The sequence below is a fragment of the Roseibium sp. Sym1 genome (assembly GCF_027359675.1).
Taxonomy (GTDB): Bacteria; Pseudomonadota; Alphaproteobacteria; order Rhizobiales; family Stappiaceae; genus Roseibium.
In genome coordinates, this window is record NZ_CP114786.1 from 5,322,648 (window position 1) to 5,339,897 (window position 17,250).

A 17,250-nucleotide genomic window follows, 5' to 3' on the forward strand; every position below is an offset into this window, starting at 1 on the left:
GCCGCGTCAGTATTTGACTAAAATTGACCCTTATTCACCTGGGTCCAGGAAGTGAAAGGCAAGTACAATGGCATCGAATAGCGGACAAAGTTTTATCAAGCGCAACAGACCTCCCAGGGTTCACATTTTTTACGAGGATCCGTTTGACGCGGAACAGAAGGTCGAACTGCCCTTCGTCATGGGCATCATGGCCGACCTTTCCGGCGACAATCCGGGCGTCGAGAAATCCGATATCGACGACCGCAAGCTGCTCGACATCGACATGGACAACTTCACCAAGCGCATGGAGGCGATCGAGCCTGGTACCTCCTTCACCGTGAAGGACAAGCTGTCCGGCGAAGACAACTCCAAGATGAGTGTCCAGCTCCGGTTCAAGAGCATGGATGACTTCACTCCGGGCAAGGTTGCCGAGCAGGTTCCGGCCCTGAAGAAACTTCTGGACGCCCGCCGCAGCCTGGCAGCGCTGCGCACCATGATGGATGGCCGCGTCAAGGCGATTTCGCAGCTGGAGGAGCTGACACGGGATCCGGCATTGATGCAGGCCCTTGCTCAAAAAATCGAAGCCGACAATGCAGGTTCTGCCGACAAGCCGGCAGATAGCGACGGCACTGAGGAGGCGTAAATGAGCAACACAGATACCAGCGCCCAAACGAGTGGCGCAGCAGCCGGCGAAGCCACGGGTGAAGGCAGCCCCGAGGAATTCGCCTCGATCCTGAAGCAGAATTTCCGCATCAAGGACGAAAATGACACGGCAAACCAGCTGGTTGACAATGCCATGTCGACGTTCCTCTCCGAGGCACTGTCCGACCAGGCGCTGATCAAGGATGATGTCTACGACACCATCGACGAGATGATCGCCAAGCTGGACGAGAAGCTGACGGGCCAGGTGAACGAGATCATTCACGCGCCGGAATTCCAGAAGCTGGAAAGTGCCTGGCGCGGCCTGGACTACCTTGTCCACCAGTCGGAAACGGACGCGACGCTCAAGCTGCAGTTCCTGAACATCTCGAAGAACGAGCTTGCCGGGGTCTTCAAGAGCTACCGCGGCGCCAAGTGGGACCAGAGCCCGCTGTTCAAGCAGATCTACGAAGCCGAATTCGGCCAGCTCGGCGGACAGCCCTATGGCTGCCTGGTCGGAGACTACGAATTCTCCTACGAGCCGCAGGACATCACCATCCTGCGTGGCATGGCCAAGATCTCGGCTGCGGCGCACGCACCGTTCCTGGCCGCGGCCAATCCGCAGCTGATGCAGATGGACAGCTGGACGGAACTGCCGGCCAAGCGCGACCTGTCGAAAATCTTCGACACCGAGATCCATGCGCAGTGGCGCACGCTGCGGGAATCAGAAGATGCCCGCTACCTGGGTCTCACCATGCCGCGCGTCCTGGCCCGCCAGCCTTACGGCGCCAAGTCCGACCCGGTCGAGGAATTCGCGTTCGAAGAGGAATTCGGCGAGGACACGCACGACAATTACGCCTGGATGAACTCCGCCTATGCGATGGCGGCCAATGTCAACCGGGCCTACAAGGAATACGGCTGGACAGTCCGGATCCGCGGCGTCGAAAGCGGTGGTCTGGTCGAGGAACTGCCGACCCATGTCTTCGAGACCGACGACGGTGGTGTCGACCAGAAATGTCCGGCGGAAATCGCGATTTCGGACCGGCGAGAGCATGAAATCTCCCGCCTCGGCCTGATCCCGCTGATTCACCGCAAGAACACCGACCAGGCGGCCTTCCTGGGAGCGCAGTCCGTGTTCAAGCCGCGCCAGTTCTCCGGACCTGACGGCAAGGATGCGACCGCCTCGGACAACCTGTCGGCCCGCCTGCCCTACATGTTCGCGACCACGCGGTTCGCCCACTACCTCAAGGTGATGGTGCGCAACAAGATCGGTTCGACCAAGGAAGCGCCGCAGCTGCAGCGTTGGCTGAACGACTGGATCATGGACTATGTCGATGGTGATCCGGACAACTCGACCGAGGAGACCAAGGCCCGCAAACCGCTTCGCGAAGCCAAGGTCACCATCGTGCCCGACGAGGAAAACCCCGGATACTACCGGGCCCAGTTCTTCCTTCGTCCGCACTACCAGCTGGAAGGCATGGACATCGGCATGAGCCTGGCGTCCCGCATTCCGCAGGACGGATCGTAAGCTCAAGAATTGCCGTAGGGCGGCAGCCCCGCCCTCGGCAGGCATCCCGTAAGGATGCGGTCCGGTTTATCCGGGTGGAGGTACAAACATGGTGCGCAAGTACCCAGGGGTTTGGACCGTGAGGTCCGAGGTAGTTGTCAGGAATAGCAGACATACGTCAGGTCGCAGGACCTGATCGTCAACAACCAAGAGGATCTATTGAAATGGCTGTCGATTTTTTTCTGGAACTTGATGGTATCAAAGGCGAATCTCAGGACAAGACCCACAAGGACAAGATTGACGTCCTGTCCTGGTCCTGGGGCGCTTCCCAGTCGGGCACCACGCACATGGGCGGTGGCTCCGGCTCCGGCAAGGCCCACTTCCAGGACCTGAGCATCACCAAATACGTCGACAAGTCGACACCGGTTCTGCTTCAGCATGTCTCCACCGGCAAGCACATTGCCAAGGGCACCTTGTTCGTGCGCAAGGCCGCCGGCGACACTCCCCTGGAATACGTCAAGATCGAAATGAAGGACATCATTGTCACCAACGTTTCGACCGGTGGCAGCGGCTCCGATGACCGGATCACGGAAAGCTGCACGCTGAACTTCGGTGAATACAAGTATATCTACACCGAACAGAAGCCCGACGGTTCCAAGGGTGCGGCTCCGGAATTTGCCTGGGACATCGCCGCAAACGAAAAGAAATAAGTTTTCGACCTCTTTGGCTGCCGCGCCCCGCGCGGCAGCCAACTCTGTTTTACCCTCGTCTTGAGGGCGTAATCTTTTCGGACCAACATTCCGCATATATCGGACGGATATCAGGGGTGGCAGTCAGCGTGGGCATGGCCGATGGCTAAATCAACCGTGAAAATGCACTCGCCACTGATGTGGGCGTTCCGTGCAATGGATGACCCGGACTACAAGGCGGCCCAGGCTCGGCAAAAGGAAGACAGCAAGGGCCGCAACCTGAAATCCGGCCGGCGCCTGTCCCGTTCCTACGGCGTTTCCGAGCATACCCTGCTTGCAGAAGTGCGGCGGGATCTGCAGGCTCTGCTCAACACGGTCAACCTCAATTCCGCTCAAGACCTTTCAGACTTCCCTGAAGTGCAGACGTCCATTCTCAATTTCGGCCTGCCGGACCTGTCCGTCCATGTCGTCGACACGGTACGTATCGAGCGGCTCGCCGATGACATTCGCCAGGCACTGATAAGGTTCGAGCCACGCATGGATCCGCGCACCCTGCAGGTCACCCGCGATGACAGCATCGACAGCGACACCTTCAAGGTCCGGTTCGTGATCAAGGCGGAGATCCGCTGTGACCCGGTGCGGATCGGAAGTGAATTCATCGCCGATGTCGACCCTGCCTTCGGCCGGATCAAGATTATCGGGGCGACCGCATGAACCGGGAATTTCTCGACCTCTACAATCAGGAACTCATCTACCTGCGTGAACAGGGCGCAGCCTTCGCCGAAGCGTATCCGGCGGTCGCGGAACGCCTCGGCGGGTTGCTGGAGGATCGTTCGGACCCGATGCTCTCGGGTCTGCTGGAAGGCACCGCGTTTCTGTCTGCCCGCGTGCAGCTGAAGATGAAACATGAATTCTCCGAATTCACCTCCAATCTCTTCGAGCAGCTCTATCCGACGGCCCTTGCCCCGATTCCCTCGATGGTCATGGCGCGGGTCACGCCAAAATATGGCGACGCCAACCTGCGCAACGGCATCAGGATCAACCGTCACGCGCCCATGGAAGCCGTCTTCCGCGAACGCCAGGGCGAGGTCCGTTGCAGGTTCACGCTGACCTCACCCATCACGCTCACACCGCTGCAATTGACAGACGCCAAATATCTGAGTTCCGCGGCCCAGGTTTCCGGTCTGGGTGCCGAAATGGCGGAAGACCGCCGCGCCAGGGCCGGCCTGTCGATCACGCTGACCCACCGCATGGCGGAAGATCCGGAAAACGAGGTCTCGGCGGAAGAAGCCATGAAGAAGCCGGAATATCAGGTCGCGGGTTGCCGTATCGACGATCTCCCGGTCAGGCTCGTCGGGCCGTTGGACCTGGCCGCAAAGGTCTATGAACAGATATTCGGCCATACGATTGCGCTCTATCTGAGAACCGAAGACGCCTATGGCCAGGCAAGCCTGCAGCGCCTGCCCGTCGACGCAGTCAAGCAGCTCGGTTTCGAAGAGGAAGACGCGCTGCTGCACAATGACCTGAGGCTGTTCACCGGGTTCGATTACCTGCGCGACTATTTCAATTTTCCGCGCAGTTTCCTCGGCTTCCGGCTGACAGGCCTGCGGCGCTATCTCGACCGGGTGAACGCGAAATCCTTCGATCTCGTGTTTGTCTTTGACGAAGCGGACTCCCGCCTTCCCGCCCATGTCGAACACAAGATCTTCGCGCTGCATACGTCGCCGGCCGTGAACCTTTTCGAACGCCAGACGGACCGGGTGCCGATCAAGAAAGGACAGCATGAGTTTGCCGTCATCACGGACCGGACCCGGCCTCTCGATTACGAGGTTCATTCCGTTACAGAGGTCAACGCCCATTTTTCCGGTGGTGAAAAACGGCCCGTCGAGCCTCTCTACAGCGTCGCACCCGACACGGAAAAGGCAGGCCACGAGTGGTTCTATTCGATCCGCCGCCTGCCGCGGCGGCAATCCTCATCGGAACTCCGCCGGCAGCAGCCAATCTCCTATGTGGGGACGGAAACGTTCATAACCATTTCGAGCGGCGCACAGGCAGCCGCACTGCTTCAAAGCGGCGAGAAACGCCTGGCGGAACTTTCCCTGAAGGTGATGGCCTCCAATCGCGCACTGGCCGCTGACCTTCCCGTCGGCTCCAATCCGGACAAGTCGGACACCGGTGACTTCCGCATACTCGAGGACGTCGGACTGAAAGTGGACTGCGTTGCCGGACCGACATCACCGCGCCCGCCTCTCCTGTCCTACAACGAGCGCCTTGGCGAAGAAGGTCATTCCGGCGCCATCGCCTGGCGTCTCATCAACATACTCGCGCTCAATCACACGGGACTGGTGCACGATGCCGCCGGCGCGGACGGGCGGTCTTTCCGCGACATCCTGAGCGTGTTCGCGCCGCTTTCCGACAATACCGCAGACCGTCAGGCCCAGTCTGTCCGCGCAGTCTCCACCCGCCCCGTGGTCCGCCGACTGCAACAGAAATCGGGTACGGGCGTTGCGCGCGGCCTGGAAGTGACGATTACGCTCGACGACAAGGCCTTTGAGGGTTCCAGTGCCTTTCTCCTGGGAGCGGTGCTGGACAGGTTTGTCGCCGAATACGCCTCCATCAACCACTTCACCCAATGCGTGATCGCAACCACCGAACGTGGTGTGATCATGAAATGGCCTCCCCGGATCGGCGCAAAGGGAATCCTATGAGCGGGTCCGACGGCAAGAAAAAGCGCAAGAAGGACAAGCAGGCGGACAAGACGATTGTCCAGTTCGCCGGGTCCGGCAAGGCGCCATGGCCTGCGCCTGAAGCCCCCACACCGGCAGATGACGGAGCCGCGACTTCGCAGTCAGCGGAAACACCGGATGTTTCGACCGAGGCGATCAAATCGCACACGCCGGACTCGCACACGCCAGACTCGTCCGCGCCAGTATCGCCCGCAACAGGATCAAATGAGCCGGACTCGCCAGAGCTCACATCGTCCGACACCGATCTGGCAACGACCGGTTCCCCCGGGCAGGTTCCCGAGGCACCTGTTGACGAACCTGCCACGGCGCCCCCGGACAAGGATGTCGCCGGCGAGACGGGCCGGGAACCGGACGAGCCCGAAATAACCGTCTCAACCGCCGACGTTTCCCCTGAGCCGGAAGCAGAAGACGCTCCGCAGGAGCCGCCCAGGATCGAGGTTCCCGTTCAGCAGCAATACGCCTCGCTTCTGGCGGCCCTCAGCGCACGGATCGAGAAACATCCCGGCGGTCACGATCTTCTGGCCGTGCTGCGCATGCTCGAAGGACAAACCGCCCCCGGCGGTGCGTCGAAGGGAATGGACCCCAAGAAAGCCGACGAACCGGCCCCGCCGCGGATCGGCAAGAGCCGGCGCCTGATGGAGGACATCGTTCGCTTCGGACAGGACCCGTCGAGCGAGTTCGCCCCGTCGACCATCGAGCGGGCCACCCGCGACAGTCAAGGCGATCTGGTCCTTCTGGAACGTTTTCTGGGCCTGCTCGGCCCCCAGGGCGCCCTGCCAGCCGCTTATACCGACGAAGCCATCATGAGCGGCCTCAAGGGCGAGGACAGCTTTCCGCGATTTCTGGATGTCTTCAACAACCGCTTTGTCCAGTTGTTCTTCCGAGCATGGGCCGATGCCAGGCCGATCGTGCAGCATGACCGGCCCGACGACGACCGGTTCCTGGCCTATATCGGATCTGCCATCGGTATCGGCTCGCCGATCTACCAGAACCTCGACCGCATCGATGACCGGATCAAGCTGTTATATGCCGGGCTGTCGGCCTCCAAGGCCAAAAGCGCGATCCGCCTCAAGGCACTGATCACCGGCGTGTTCGGCGTGAAGGTGGAAATCGACCAATGCGTGGGGACATGGCTCCATCTGGATCCCGACGACCAGCTGAAGCTGGGTGGCCTCGGACCCGGTGGCGCAGGGCAACTCGGAGCAGACACGATCGTCGGTGCCAAGGTCTACAGCGTCAGTGACAAGATCCGCATCCGGATCTTCACACGGACGCTGGAGGAGTACCGCAAATTCCTGCCACCCACCCGGACCAAACCCAATCCCTGGACGGAAAAACTCTTTGATCTCATTGACTTCTATCTCGGGCTCGAGATCGAGTACGAGATTGAACTCGCCCTTCCGAAGCGCTGCGCCTCCGCCGTCAGGATGGACAGCACAAGTTCCGCAACCCTCGGTCATATCGGCTGGCTGAAGCCTGCAAAACCAAGCGAACCGGAGCCGGACGAAACGCTCGAGGACGAGGAAATGCTGACGGATACCCGTTTCCGGCCCGTGCGCCGCCACACCACCGTTTATCAATAGGTCTCAAATCGAAGGACCGAAGCCATGGCTGACATTACCGTAGAAAACGTTGCCTACAAGATTAACTCGGTTGCTTACGAGAGCCTCGACAAGGCGATGCGGCTGACCAAGGATGCCGGCCACAGGCACCTGGAACTGCTTCACTGGTTCTACTACCTGATACGCGACGAAAAATCGGACCTGTTCCAGATCCTGCGCCATTTCGACGTGGACCTTGGAACGCTGGACAAGGACCTTCAGAACGCCATCAAGGAGCTGAAGATCAACCAGACCGAACTGCCCGCCATGTCCAAGCCTTTTCGCGAGGCGCTGGAGGGAGCCTGGTTCGTGGGAACGCTCAGCTTCGGAGATTACAAGATCCGGTCCGCCTATGTCCTGATCGCGGTTCTGGGCGACGAATCCTCGCGCACGCAACTGTTCAGGCTGTCGTCCGAATTCAACAAGCTCAAGCGTGACGAGATCTCCGGCAATCTGGATGCGATTGTCGACGGATCCGGAGAAGCGCGCGCCCGCCCGATCGACGGGTCCGGTCCAAAGGCCACGGCCGCGGCACCGGGCGAAAAGGGTGCCGAACCGGTCCCCGGCGGCCCCGGCGAAGATGCTCTTTCCCAGTTCACGGTCGATTACACCGCGCGGGCCCGAGCGGAGGAATTCGATCCGATTGTCGGGCGTGACGAGGAGATCCGGCAGGTCATCGACGTCCTGATGCGCCGCCGGCAGAACAACCCGATCCTCACCGGCGAGGCCGGTGTCGGCAAGACCGCCATTGTCGAGGGTTTTGCCCAGAAGATTGTCGCGGGGGACGTGCCACCCGCCCTGCTGGGCACGCGGCTGTGCGCCCTCGATCTCGGACTGCTGCAGGCCGGGGCCTCGATGAAAGGTGAATTTGAAAAACGCCTCAGGGCCGTGATCGATGCGGTGCATGGCTCGATTGTGCCGACCATCCTGTTCATCGACGAAGCGCATACACTGATTGGTGCCGGTGGCGCCGCCGGAACCGGCGACGCGGCGAACCTGCTCAAACCGGCGCTGGCGCGCGGCACCCTTCGTACGGTTGCCGCAACGACGTGGTCGGAATACCGCCAGCATTTCGAGAAGGACCCTGCCCTCACCCGTCGGTTCCAGCCGGTCCAGGTGGACGAGCCGGATGAGGAAAAATGCTTTGCCATGGTGCGCGGCCTGCTCGGTCCGATGGAAGAACACCATCAGGTGCGCATTCTCGACAGCGCGGTGCGTTCCGCCGTGTCCCTGTCGCATCGCTACATTCCGGCGCGCCAGTTGCCGGACAAGGCCGTCAGCGTTCTGGACACGGCCTCCGCGCGGGTGAACATCTCCCAGGCAGCGCAACCCTCCAGGCTGCTCGACCTGATCGCCAAGAAAGGCTTCCTTGAAACGGAAAGACAGGCCCTGACCAATGATGCCGAACTCGGCATGGAGCAGGACGAACAGCTCGAGGCGCTGAACGCGGCGATCGAGGAAACGGAGACCAGGATCGAAACGGTCCGCGCCGACTGGGAACGCGAGCGCAAGCTGGTCGCCGAGATCCGTCGTCTGAACAAGGCTCTGATCCAGCTGAAAGGCGGCGAACCGGCGCCCCATCCGGAAGGCACGGAGATCGAAGACCCCGAGCATGAAGGCCAGGCTCTGGTTCCCATCGATGAAATCGAGCTCGACATGGATGTGGATCTGTCCAGCGAGGAGGCAATCCGCGAAGCGCTGGCCACCAAACGGGCGGAGCTGTCCGAAATTCCGGAAGACGACCGCATGGTCTATGCCTATGTCGATGACGAGGCGGTGGCCAGCATCATCTCGGACTGGACCGGCATTCCGGTCGGCCGCATGGTCCAGGATGAAATGGAGATGATCCTCAACCTGACCGACAGCCTGAACAAGCGCGTCATCGGTCAGGCCCATGGCCTTGCCATGATCGCGAAACGTATCGAGACCAGCCGGGCCCAGCTCGGCAACCCGGACAAGCCGATCGGCGTGTTCATGCTTTGCGGCCCCTCCGGTGTCGGCAAGACGGAAACCGCGCTCGCCCTTGCCGAAACGCTCTATGGCGGCGAGGAAAGCCTGATCACCATCAACATGTCCGAATTCCAGGAAGCCCATTCGGTCTCCGGCCTCAAGGGCGCGCCTCCGGGCTATGTCGGCTATGGCGAGGGCGGCCGGCTGACGGAAGCGGTCCGCCGCAAGCCCTATTCCGTGGTGCTGCTGGACGAAGTCGAAAAAGCCCACCCCGACGTGCACGAGATTTTCTTCCAGGTGTTCGACAAGGGCTGGATGGAAGACGGCATGGGCCGGAAAATCGATTTCCGCAACACCCTGATCTTGTTGACGTCGAATGTCGGCACCGAAACCATCATGAATGCGGCCAGACACATGCTGGACACGCCGGTGTCCAGCGACGAAGGCATGGCGGCGACAGATCCGTACGCGCCGGATCCGGAACAGCTGGCGGAAGCCCTGAGGCCGTCCCTCCTCGAGGTGTTCCCGCCCGCCCTGCTCGGACGGATCGTCACCATCCCCTACTACCCGCTGTCGCCCTCCATGCTCGGCTTCATTGTCCGCCTGCAGCTCAACCGGATCGTCAAGCGCGTGCGGCAGAACCGGGATGCCGAACTGTCCTATGGCGATGACGTTGTCTCGCATATCGTGTCGCTCTGCCGCGACCCCGACAGCGGCGGCCGCATGATCGACAACATCGTCACCAACGACCTCCTGCCGAAACTGTCGCGCGCATTCCTGACGGCCCAGATGAATGGCGAGGAAATCAAGACCGCGACGCTCAAGATCGCAGACGGCGGCATTGCCATCGACATGGGCACACCGGCCTAGGCCGGCCTGAAATGGAAAAAGCCCCGGCCGGTCGCGCCCTGCCGGGGCTTTTTTTGTCCAATTCGAGGGCTGGTTGACGTTGATCAGATCCCGATCAGAACGGTGAATTCGCCGGTTGTGATGACGCCACCCTTCAAGGTCGGGTCGCCCATGCGCGCGGCAGGCAGATTTCCGATCAGGACTGTCGGCGAGCCGAATACGATCGGATCGACATTGGCCGGTGGCGGGCCGACACAAACGCACATGTCCGTCACACGCGCCGCAGGCCGGTTGCCGATCAGGACGTTCACCATGCAGGGCGGCGCGATCGGCAGGCCCGGAGGGACCGGCGTCATGGAACACATATGAAAATCACCAAGTCGGGCAGCCGGTTGGGTCATGATCGCCTCTTCGCTGGTTTCGATCCCTGAAGATAATACACCAGGCAGGGTGAAGCTGGTATCCAGATCACACTCCTGCGTTTTTCCTCATTTCATCCAGATCTACTGAATGGTCAGGATGTCGGTGATCGACGTTCGATAATCCTTGATATCGTTGCTGGCCACCGATTGCGGTTCGTCCGTTCCCGCCTCCATCTCGAAGGCAAGCGGGTCCGTGGGGTCCCCGCGCATCCTGATTTCGAAATGAAGGTGCGGCCCGGTCGAAAGCCCGGTGGTTCCGACATAGCCGATCAGGTCGCCGGCCTGGACAACCGACCCGAGCTCGATGCCGTCGGCAAATTCATGCATGTGGGCATACCGGCTGGTGATGCCGTCCTTGTGGGTCAGCTCGATGAAGTTGCCGTAACCGCCTCGCACAGCCCTGTAGGTCACCTTGCCGGAAAAGGCTGCCCGGATCGGGGTACCCGTGGGCGCTGCCCAATCGACCCCTGCATGGAGCCGCTCGGTTTTCTTGATCGGATGGAACCGCATGCCGAATTTCGATGTCAGGACCCCTTTCACGGGGACGAGCATGGCCCCGGACAGGCTGACCTGGCCTCCCTCACTCACGCAGGCAAAGCCCCTGTTTCCGGGCGCCTTCATGACGTAACACCGGACCGACCAGTCGTTGCCGCGCCGCACGCCGGCAAACAGCACCCGACCACCGCCCCGCTTTTCGTCGCGTGGAGCGTCGGTGAAGACCAGGGTGAACCGTTCGTCATCCTTGATCGCACGCTGCAAGTCCGTCATCGGCGCGAGATAGGCGATCGCCTCGCCCACGATGGACGCGGGAACGGCATTTCGAACCGCCGTCGCATAAAGACCGTCGATCAGCCTGTGCCGGGTTCCGGCGCCAGATTTCTTGTCGCTGACGACTTCATCTTGAACGATAGGATTGCCGAACCACGGATCCACGCCGTTGACATAGACAGGGCCGTCACGTGTGATCGACAAAGCGGCCGTACCCACATAACCGTCTGACGAATGGATCGAAACCTGCACCGGCCGGTAATAATCGCCGACCCGCCCTAGCCGGTTCGGCATGCGCTCGCCACGCAGCGAGATCTTGTCGCCCGCGACCATATCGCTTTTCTTGAATTCCTCACGCGCATAGTCCAGCAACGGCTTGACCGCATCTTCGTCGAAGCCGTTCTCCAGGAGGAACTCCTTGAGGGGGACCGTCTTTTCGATGATCTCGCGGATTTCGATCCGGTTCGGCCCCTGACCGATCGGCCGTTCGGAAAGATAGAGGTTCAACGTGTTGGTCGCCGGTTTCAGGAACACGGGCAGGTCGGGGCCCGTGTCGACGGCCTCGCCGCTGTCGTCCTCGACCGACAGGCCGTCACTGTCCTCGCCACCGCCGAAATTGCCGAACTGGAAATCCGCTTCGTTTCCGGGAGCGCGAATGACGAGATTGCCATCGTCGTCCAGCATGCGGCTGTCGAGTATGAACGCACTTGCTGTCGGGATAGCCGCCTTTCCCTGGCCGCTTGCGGAGGCCGGAACCGGACGCTCCGACAGATCGATCCGACGGCTTGCGGCACCGCCTGCCAGGAGAACGGGATCACCTGCCAAAGGGATGACCGCGGACAGTGCCATGTCGAAGAATGGATCGGCGGGGATATCCAGGTCCTCATCGTTCACGAGTTCTTTTTCAATTTCCTGCGGTTGTTCGGGTTCGTCCGGGCCTTCCTGCCGGGGCGCCAGCTCCGTTTCCGTGATTTCCGCGGTCTCTTTTGGCGTGGAAAAGGAAATCGCCCCTGACGAGATCAGATGCGCAAGTCCTCCTGCCGCACCGCCGATCAGGAGAAACCCGATGGCAAGAGCGGTGTATTTCACAATGCCGCTGCGACGTTGCGACGGCTTTCGCGGCTCCGGCCTTGAGGATGCGGGGGGAACAGGACCAGCGGACCCGCCGCCGGGCTGTGCCGGTTTCGCGGCGGGCCGGCGGATCACCGTCCGGTCGAATTCAGGCCGGTTCGGGCCTGGGGTGCGATTGTCTGGCCATTGAGCCATGCCGAGTCCTGGAAATCGGCAGCCCACCGGCTGCGCAGTCCATCAATAAATCAGGAACCAGATCATGCCGGATGACTGTTCAAGATGCAAAAGCGGCCTGGAGAATGCCCTCACCTTTTGAGCCGGACCAGCTTTTCGGAGTCTTTTTCGGCCGTTTTTGCGTCGGCGGCAGCCGCCGGTTCCATGAACATTTCCGGCCTGTCCAGGGTGAATACGGACATGTCCGTGCTCAGGCCACGCAGCTGGCCGGTCCAGATTTCCTGCACCGGATAGGTTCCAGGGAGTTTTTCCGCAACGGAATTGCTCACGGCCAGCCGAACCTTGCATTCCTTTGCCACCGCCTCGATGCGGCTCGCCGTGTTCACGGTGGTGCCCATGACGGTAAAGGACCGCCTGTATTCGCCCCCGATATCCCCCACGAGCACGGGCCCCGAATTGAGCGCTATGCGCAGATCCAGGGGCGCTTGTCCGGTGATGTGGCGCAGATGGTCCAGCAGACCGATGATTTCCACCGCGGCATCAACGGAAGCCTGTTCCGGCCGCGCGACGGCATTCGGCGCGTTCCACACGGCCATGATCGCGTCACCGATATATTTGTCGATATAGCCTTCATGCGTGGTGATCACCTTGCCGATTTCATCGAAACAGGCATTCACGACACGGACCACTTCCGTGTCGGCCAGTTGTTCCGACATCTTTGTGAACCCGACGATATCGATAAAGGCCACCACAACGGGACGGGTATCCCCGCCCAGTTCCGGCAACTGTTCCGAACTCGCCATGTGCCTGATGACATCCGGAGCCAGGTAGTGCCCGAAGAGCCGGACCAGCGAACGCTGCCGGCGCTGCAATATGCCGACCTTGCCCACCGCCGACACGATCATGGCGATGACAAGGGCGACAGGCGCGACACCCGGCGCAATCAGCGTCCCGAGGTCCAGGCCGGCCAGACTGATACCCAGTCCGGTTGCGACGCCGATCAGCGCGACAAAAGGCAGTGCGGACAGGGGAAGGAAAAGGCCGGCAATCGCACCTGAAACCGCGAAAAGCGCAGCCAGCGCCGGCAGTACCCCTGCGGGTGGTTCAAGCGCGATTCGGCCGGTCATTGCAGAGGCAATGAAATCGGCCAGAACGAAAACGCCGGCCGTCTGCGGTTGAACCCGTGGCCGGCCGCTCGGTCCGGTTTCCGCAAGGTTCTCCGGCAGGTGCGGCAGAAACCGGTCGGAATAAAGATGTTCGTCCTCGTAGGGCAGCAAACCACCGAACAGAACGATCCGGTCCCTGGCAAAGTCCCTGAGCCGATCGCGGCCCTCGTCGGTTTCCAGAAGCCCGAGGACGTCGATCAGCGACAGATAGGGAATGGACGAGGCCAGTCTTGCCGAAGGGATCGCTGTGTAACGCTCGTCGACCTGCGCTCCGGCCTGTTCCATCAGTGCGTCGATAAGGTGTGGGGAGTCGGCCAGGGGGGACTTCGGACTGTGCTGTCTGACAACACCGTCGCTGTCGGTCGAAACGATGACCGAGCGCACACCACCCTGCCCGGCGGCGGCGGTGAAGGAGCGGTGCGGAACACCTATCTGGGTGTGTGCGATGAACACGCGGCCGCGGTTTTGATACAGGAAGCGCTGAAACGGCTGATCGAAGCCCTTCAGGCGCGGTTCGCCTGTCTTGAGATCGACGAAGGCGTCCGCACTGTAGGCAAAAACAAAATCATAGCCGACGGCAAGCGCACCGGCATCGAGCACCGCCTGCCCCGCCTCCGCGAGCACGGGAGCCATCAGAACGCGCGGGACCGGAGCCAGTCTGTCTGAGTCCAGCGACGTCTGGTCGAGACCAACGACGAGAACCGGTGCACGAGCTTGCGGCTCGACACCGGTCATCATGATGCGCATCTGGAACAGGCGGTCCGTCACCCAGCCCTCCCAGATTGCCTTTCTGGCGGATAAACCGATGGCGATTCCCGCCCCCGCCGCGACCAGTGCGATCAGGACAACAAGCTGTTTCCGGCCAAAGGTTGCGTCCGCAAAGCGGCCGCCAAATGTCATTTCACAATGACAACCGCTGTATTCCGCCCGACCTGGTCAGGATCAATCGTGAATTTGCGCATGACAACACCGTAGTCGGGCGCCTTGCCCTGAAGGAAAAGTTCCACTTCGACGACTTCGTCTTCCGTTTCCCGATTTGGCATATCGGTGAGAATATTGTCCAGAACGTCGAAATCGAAACGTTTCGGCGCGCCGCCCTCGAACGATACAAAGACGGTGTCATACTGATCCCGCAGCTTGTCGTCGAAGCGGAGCATCAGCGAGGCCGCCTTCTTGTTTTCCAGCGTGAGGCCGCGCAAGGTGACGGTCAGTCCCTTGTCCGCCTGTTCGTCCTCGGACCCGCTGTTGGCCTGCAGACAATTGCCGGCCCGAAGCACTTCCTCGGCACCGCCGTCCAGCGAATAGCCTTCCGAGGAAACGGACAGCGTGCCCGCCTTGAGGCGCACTTCCTGGCAAGCACCATAATCGAGAAGATCGACATGGCCGTCCTCACCGAGTTCGACAACGTCTCCCGGCATGAGTTCGCTGAAGGCAGTCACTTCGATGCCATCGGACTTGTCCAGCACCAGGGCCACAGGATCGGCCAGGGCTGTTCCGGCCGAAAGGCCCAGTACCAGCGCGGCTGCGCAACCGAGTTTCAAACTTCGCCCCGTGCAAATTGAATTGAACACCTGTCTCATGACGGACTCCTTGGTCTCTGATCATTTTGCGATCCCGGCAGATACGGTGCCGACCGCTCTTCTATGGGCTGATAATACCAAAGGATGGCAAAACGAGTGTGGTCATGGTCACATAAAAGAGATTTGTGCCGCAACAACATAGAGCCGTTTCCGGCCCTTTCGGCCAAAGGCGGGCCTGATTCAGCCCGCGGGTTGCGTGTAGACCCCGGCGATGCCGATGGCCACGGCGGACTGGCCGATGAGTTTCAACAGGCCCGGCATGATTCCCGTATCGAGCTTCCTGCCGTCCAGCGCGGCAAGAACCCCCACCAGCTGCGGCATCTGCTGCGCAGAGCGCACCATGACGATGTGGTCCGCGCCAAAGGGCAATGCGGCTCTCAGATTGAGCACGTATGGCGATTTCGCTGCAATGGACGTGTCCCGGCCTTTGGGATCCGCCACCTTGTCCGGCGCCAGCAGCCGCAAGGTTCCGTCGGCCTCCAGCGCGAACACTGCCATGAAACCGTCCTCGTCGGACGTCAGCCCGACCTTGAATGCGGTTCCTTCCGGAATATGCCCGACGGAAGGATTCAATTTGCCTTCGATCGGCTGGCGCTCACGCGACAGGGCATAAAGATCCGACAGGAACATCCATTTGGCGACCACGGCCTTGAAACCGTCGGCGTTCCGCGCCTGGCCGCGCAGGACCACGTCGCCAAACTTGGTCAGAACATCCCCTTCTTCGACATCCCAGAACAGATCCGCCTGGCCGTCCTCAAGGACCTTCAGCCGTTCCCTGTGATCCTCGGTCATGAGATTGAGAACCGGCAAGGCGTTTGCGGTGCTGGCCGCAAGTGTCAGCGTGTTGTCTTCCCGGGTCAGGATATCGTCATCGACCCTCGGCAGCACGGCGGCACGGGTCCCGCCGCCGATGTTCAGGCTCGGAGACTGCCTGCCTTCCGTCGCAACCCTTACGGTTTCCTGGAGAAAGCGGCTCAGTTCCTGCATGGAAATGCCGCCGTCCTTGTCCAGATCGGCCCGGCCCTCGACGCCGCGCGCGAAGGCCCAGCTCAGGGCGCCTCTGGGTTCACCGGCAATCATCAGTTCGGGAATCACCTGTCCGTCGACCGTGGCGCCGACGTAAATCACATTCGGCAGCGCCTCCATGTCCTCTGCCCCCTGCGCAGCCTTTGCGATGACGGGATGCGGCGGTTTCGAGCGCAGGACATCGTCCTCGAAGGGCGGCAGCCCGACGAGGCGCGTTCCCAGACGGGTGATCCGCGGGTCGATCGACCGTGTCATCGTGCCGGAATGGCAGCTGTCGGCCAGCACGAGCACACTGCGCTCGCCCGCGGCCCGCAACATCGCGGCAACGTCATCGTCCCGAAGCCGTTCACCGTTGCCCGGCGCGGAGACATCGAAGCCGGCCAGCAGGAAAACCTCGTCCATGCCGTCTTCTTCCGAACCCGCGATCCATTCCTTTTCCTGGGCGCCATGCCCGGCATAGGACAGGACAAGAATGTCGTCGGGCGCGGAGCGCTCGACAAGATCCTGCCAGGACCCGAGCACAGCATCGCGTGTCGCGGACTCGTCATAGAGCGTGGTGAGATCACGCACGCCCGCCGCTTCAAGCGTATCGGCAATGTCTCGCGCATCGTTGACGGCCCCTTTCAGGGGCGAGACGTTGCTATAGGCGTCAATGCCGATGACAAGTGCGCGCCATTCGCCCGCAGCGGCCGGAAGGACCGCTGCGGAGGACAATGCCAAGACACAGGCGGCCCTGACAAGGACACCGCGCGCACGGAGGGAGAACGTTTCTGGCATCTGTTTCTTTCAGGCTCGCCCGATCAGTTCCAGCTGCTACTGTCGCCGCCGCCGGGACTGTCGCTACCGCCGCCGCCGCCGCCACCGCTGTTACCGCCGCCGCTGTCACCCCCGTTATCGTTGCTGCGGTTGTCGGGATCGTTGATCGGATCGACGGCCTTCGCCGGCGTCGACCTGACGGGCGCGGGTTGCGCAACCGCCTGCGGGGTCGGGGTCTGCTGGGTCTGGCAGCCGGCCAGCAAGGTCAACGCAAGACCGGTGAGCGGCAGCACATGAAGTATGGATCGCATTCTTGTTCTCCTTAA

At 61.3% G+C, this 17,250-nt stretch carries 13 protein-coding genes; 7 read left to right on the forward strand and 6 right to left on the reverse strand.

Annotated elements, in window-relative coordinates:
• Positions 1–67: 67 nt before the first annotated feature.
• The 7 genes from tssB to tssH all read left to right on the forward strand — a co-directional run bounded on the left by tssB (position 68) and on the right by tssH (position 9,982).
• Positions 68–622: a type VI secretion system contractile sheath small subunit gene (gene tssB, locus O6760_RS24775; RefSeq protein ID WP_269582320.1), complete on the forward strand. Its 555-nt coding sequence runs from the start codon at positions 68–70 to the stop codon at positions 620–622.
• Positions 623–2,146, forward strand: coding sequence for a type VI secretion system contractile sheath large subunit (gene tssC / locus O6760_RS24780; protein ID WP_269582321.1), 1,524 nt, complete (start codon positions 623–625; stop codon positions 2,144–2,146).
• Between the two features lie 203 nt (positions 2,147–2,349).
• Positions 2,350–2,835 carry an Hcp family type VI secretion system effector gene (locus O6760_RS24785; RefSeq protein ID WP_269582322.1) on the forward strand — a complete coding sequence of 162 codons (486 nt, stop codon included), beginning with the start codon at positions 2,350–2,352 and terminating at the stop codon, positions 2,833–2,835.
• Between the two features lie 141 nt (positions 2,836–2,976).
• Positions 2,977–3,528: a type VI secretion system baseplate subunit TssE gene (gene tssE / locus O6760_RS24790; protein ID WP_269582323.1), complete on the forward strand. Its 552-nt coding sequence runs from the start codon at positions 2,977–2,979 to the stop codon at positions 3,526–3,528.
• Positions 3,525–5,522 carry a type VI secretion system baseplate subunit TssF gene (tssF, locus tag O6760_RS24795; protein ID WP_269582324.1) on the forward strand — a complete coding sequence of 666 codons (1,998 nt, stop codon included), beginning with the start codon at positions 3,525–3,527 and terminating at the stop codon, positions 5,520–5,522. Before tssE ends, tssF begins: the two co-directional genes overlap by 4 nt.
• On the forward strand, positions 5,519–7,144 hold the full coding sequence (gene tssG, locus O6760_RS24800; protein ID WP_269582325.1) for a type VI secretion system baseplate subunit TssG: 1,626 nt from the start codon (positions 5,519–5,521) through the stop codon (positions 7,142–7,144). The genes tssF and tssG overlap by 4 nt, the downstream gene beginning before the upstream one ends.
• 24 nt (positions 7,145–7,168) lie before the next feature.
• On the forward strand, positions 7,169–9,982 hold the full coding sequence (gene tssH, locus O6760_RS24805) for a type VI secretion system ATPase TssH (RefSeq protein ID WP_269582326.1): 2,814 nt from the start codon (positions 7,169–7,171) through the stop codon (positions 9,980–9,982).
• Positions 9,983–10,065: 83 nt separating this feature from the next.
• On the opposite strand, the gene O6760_RS24810 is transcribed toward tssH, so the two are convergent.
• The 6 genes from O6760_RS24810 to O6760_RS24835 form a co-directional block, all read right to left on the reverse strand.
• Positions 10,066–10,362 carry a PAAR domain-containing protein gene (locus O6760_RS24810; protein ID WP_269582327.1) on the reverse strand — a complete coding sequence of 99 codons (297 nt, stop codon included), beginning with the start codon at positions 10,360–10,362 and terminating at the stop codon, positions 10,066–10,068.
• Positions 10,363–10,464: 102 nt separating this feature from the next.
• Positions 10,465–12,417, reverse strand: coding sequence for a M23 family metallopeptidase (locus O6760_RS24815; protein WP_269582328.1), 1,953 nt, complete (start codon positions 12,415–12,417; stop codon positions 10,465–10,467).
• Between the two features lie 110 nt (positions 12,418–12,527).
• On the reverse strand, positions 12,528–14,462 hold the full coding sequence (locus O6760_RS24820) for an adenylate/guanylate cyclase domain-containing protein (RefSeq protein WP_269582329.1): 1,935 nt from the start codon (positions 14,460–14,462) through the stop codon (positions 12,528–12,530).
• Positions 14,459–15,103, reverse strand: a complete 645-nt coding sequence (locus O6760_RS24825; RefSeq protein WP_269582330.1) for a hypothetical protein — start codon at positions 15,101–15,103, stop codon at positions 14,459–14,461. Before O6760_RS24825 ends, O6760_RS24820 begins: the two co-directional genes overlap by 4 nt.
• 219 nt (positions 15,104–15,322) lie before the next feature.
• Positions 15,323–16,945: a caspase family protein gene (locus O6760_RS24830; RefSeq protein ID WP_269582331.1), complete on the reverse strand. Its 1,623-nt coding sequence runs from the start codon at positions 16,943–16,945 to the stop codon at positions 15,323–15,325.
• 23 nt (positions 16,946–16,968) lie between these two features.
• Complete coding sequence (locus O6760_RS24835; RefSeq protein WP_269582332.1) at positions 16,969–17,235, reverse strand: hypothetical protein; 267 nt, start codon at positions 17,233–17,235, stop codon at positions 16,969–16,971.
• Between the last annotated feature and the right edge of the window lie 15 nt (positions 17,236–17,250).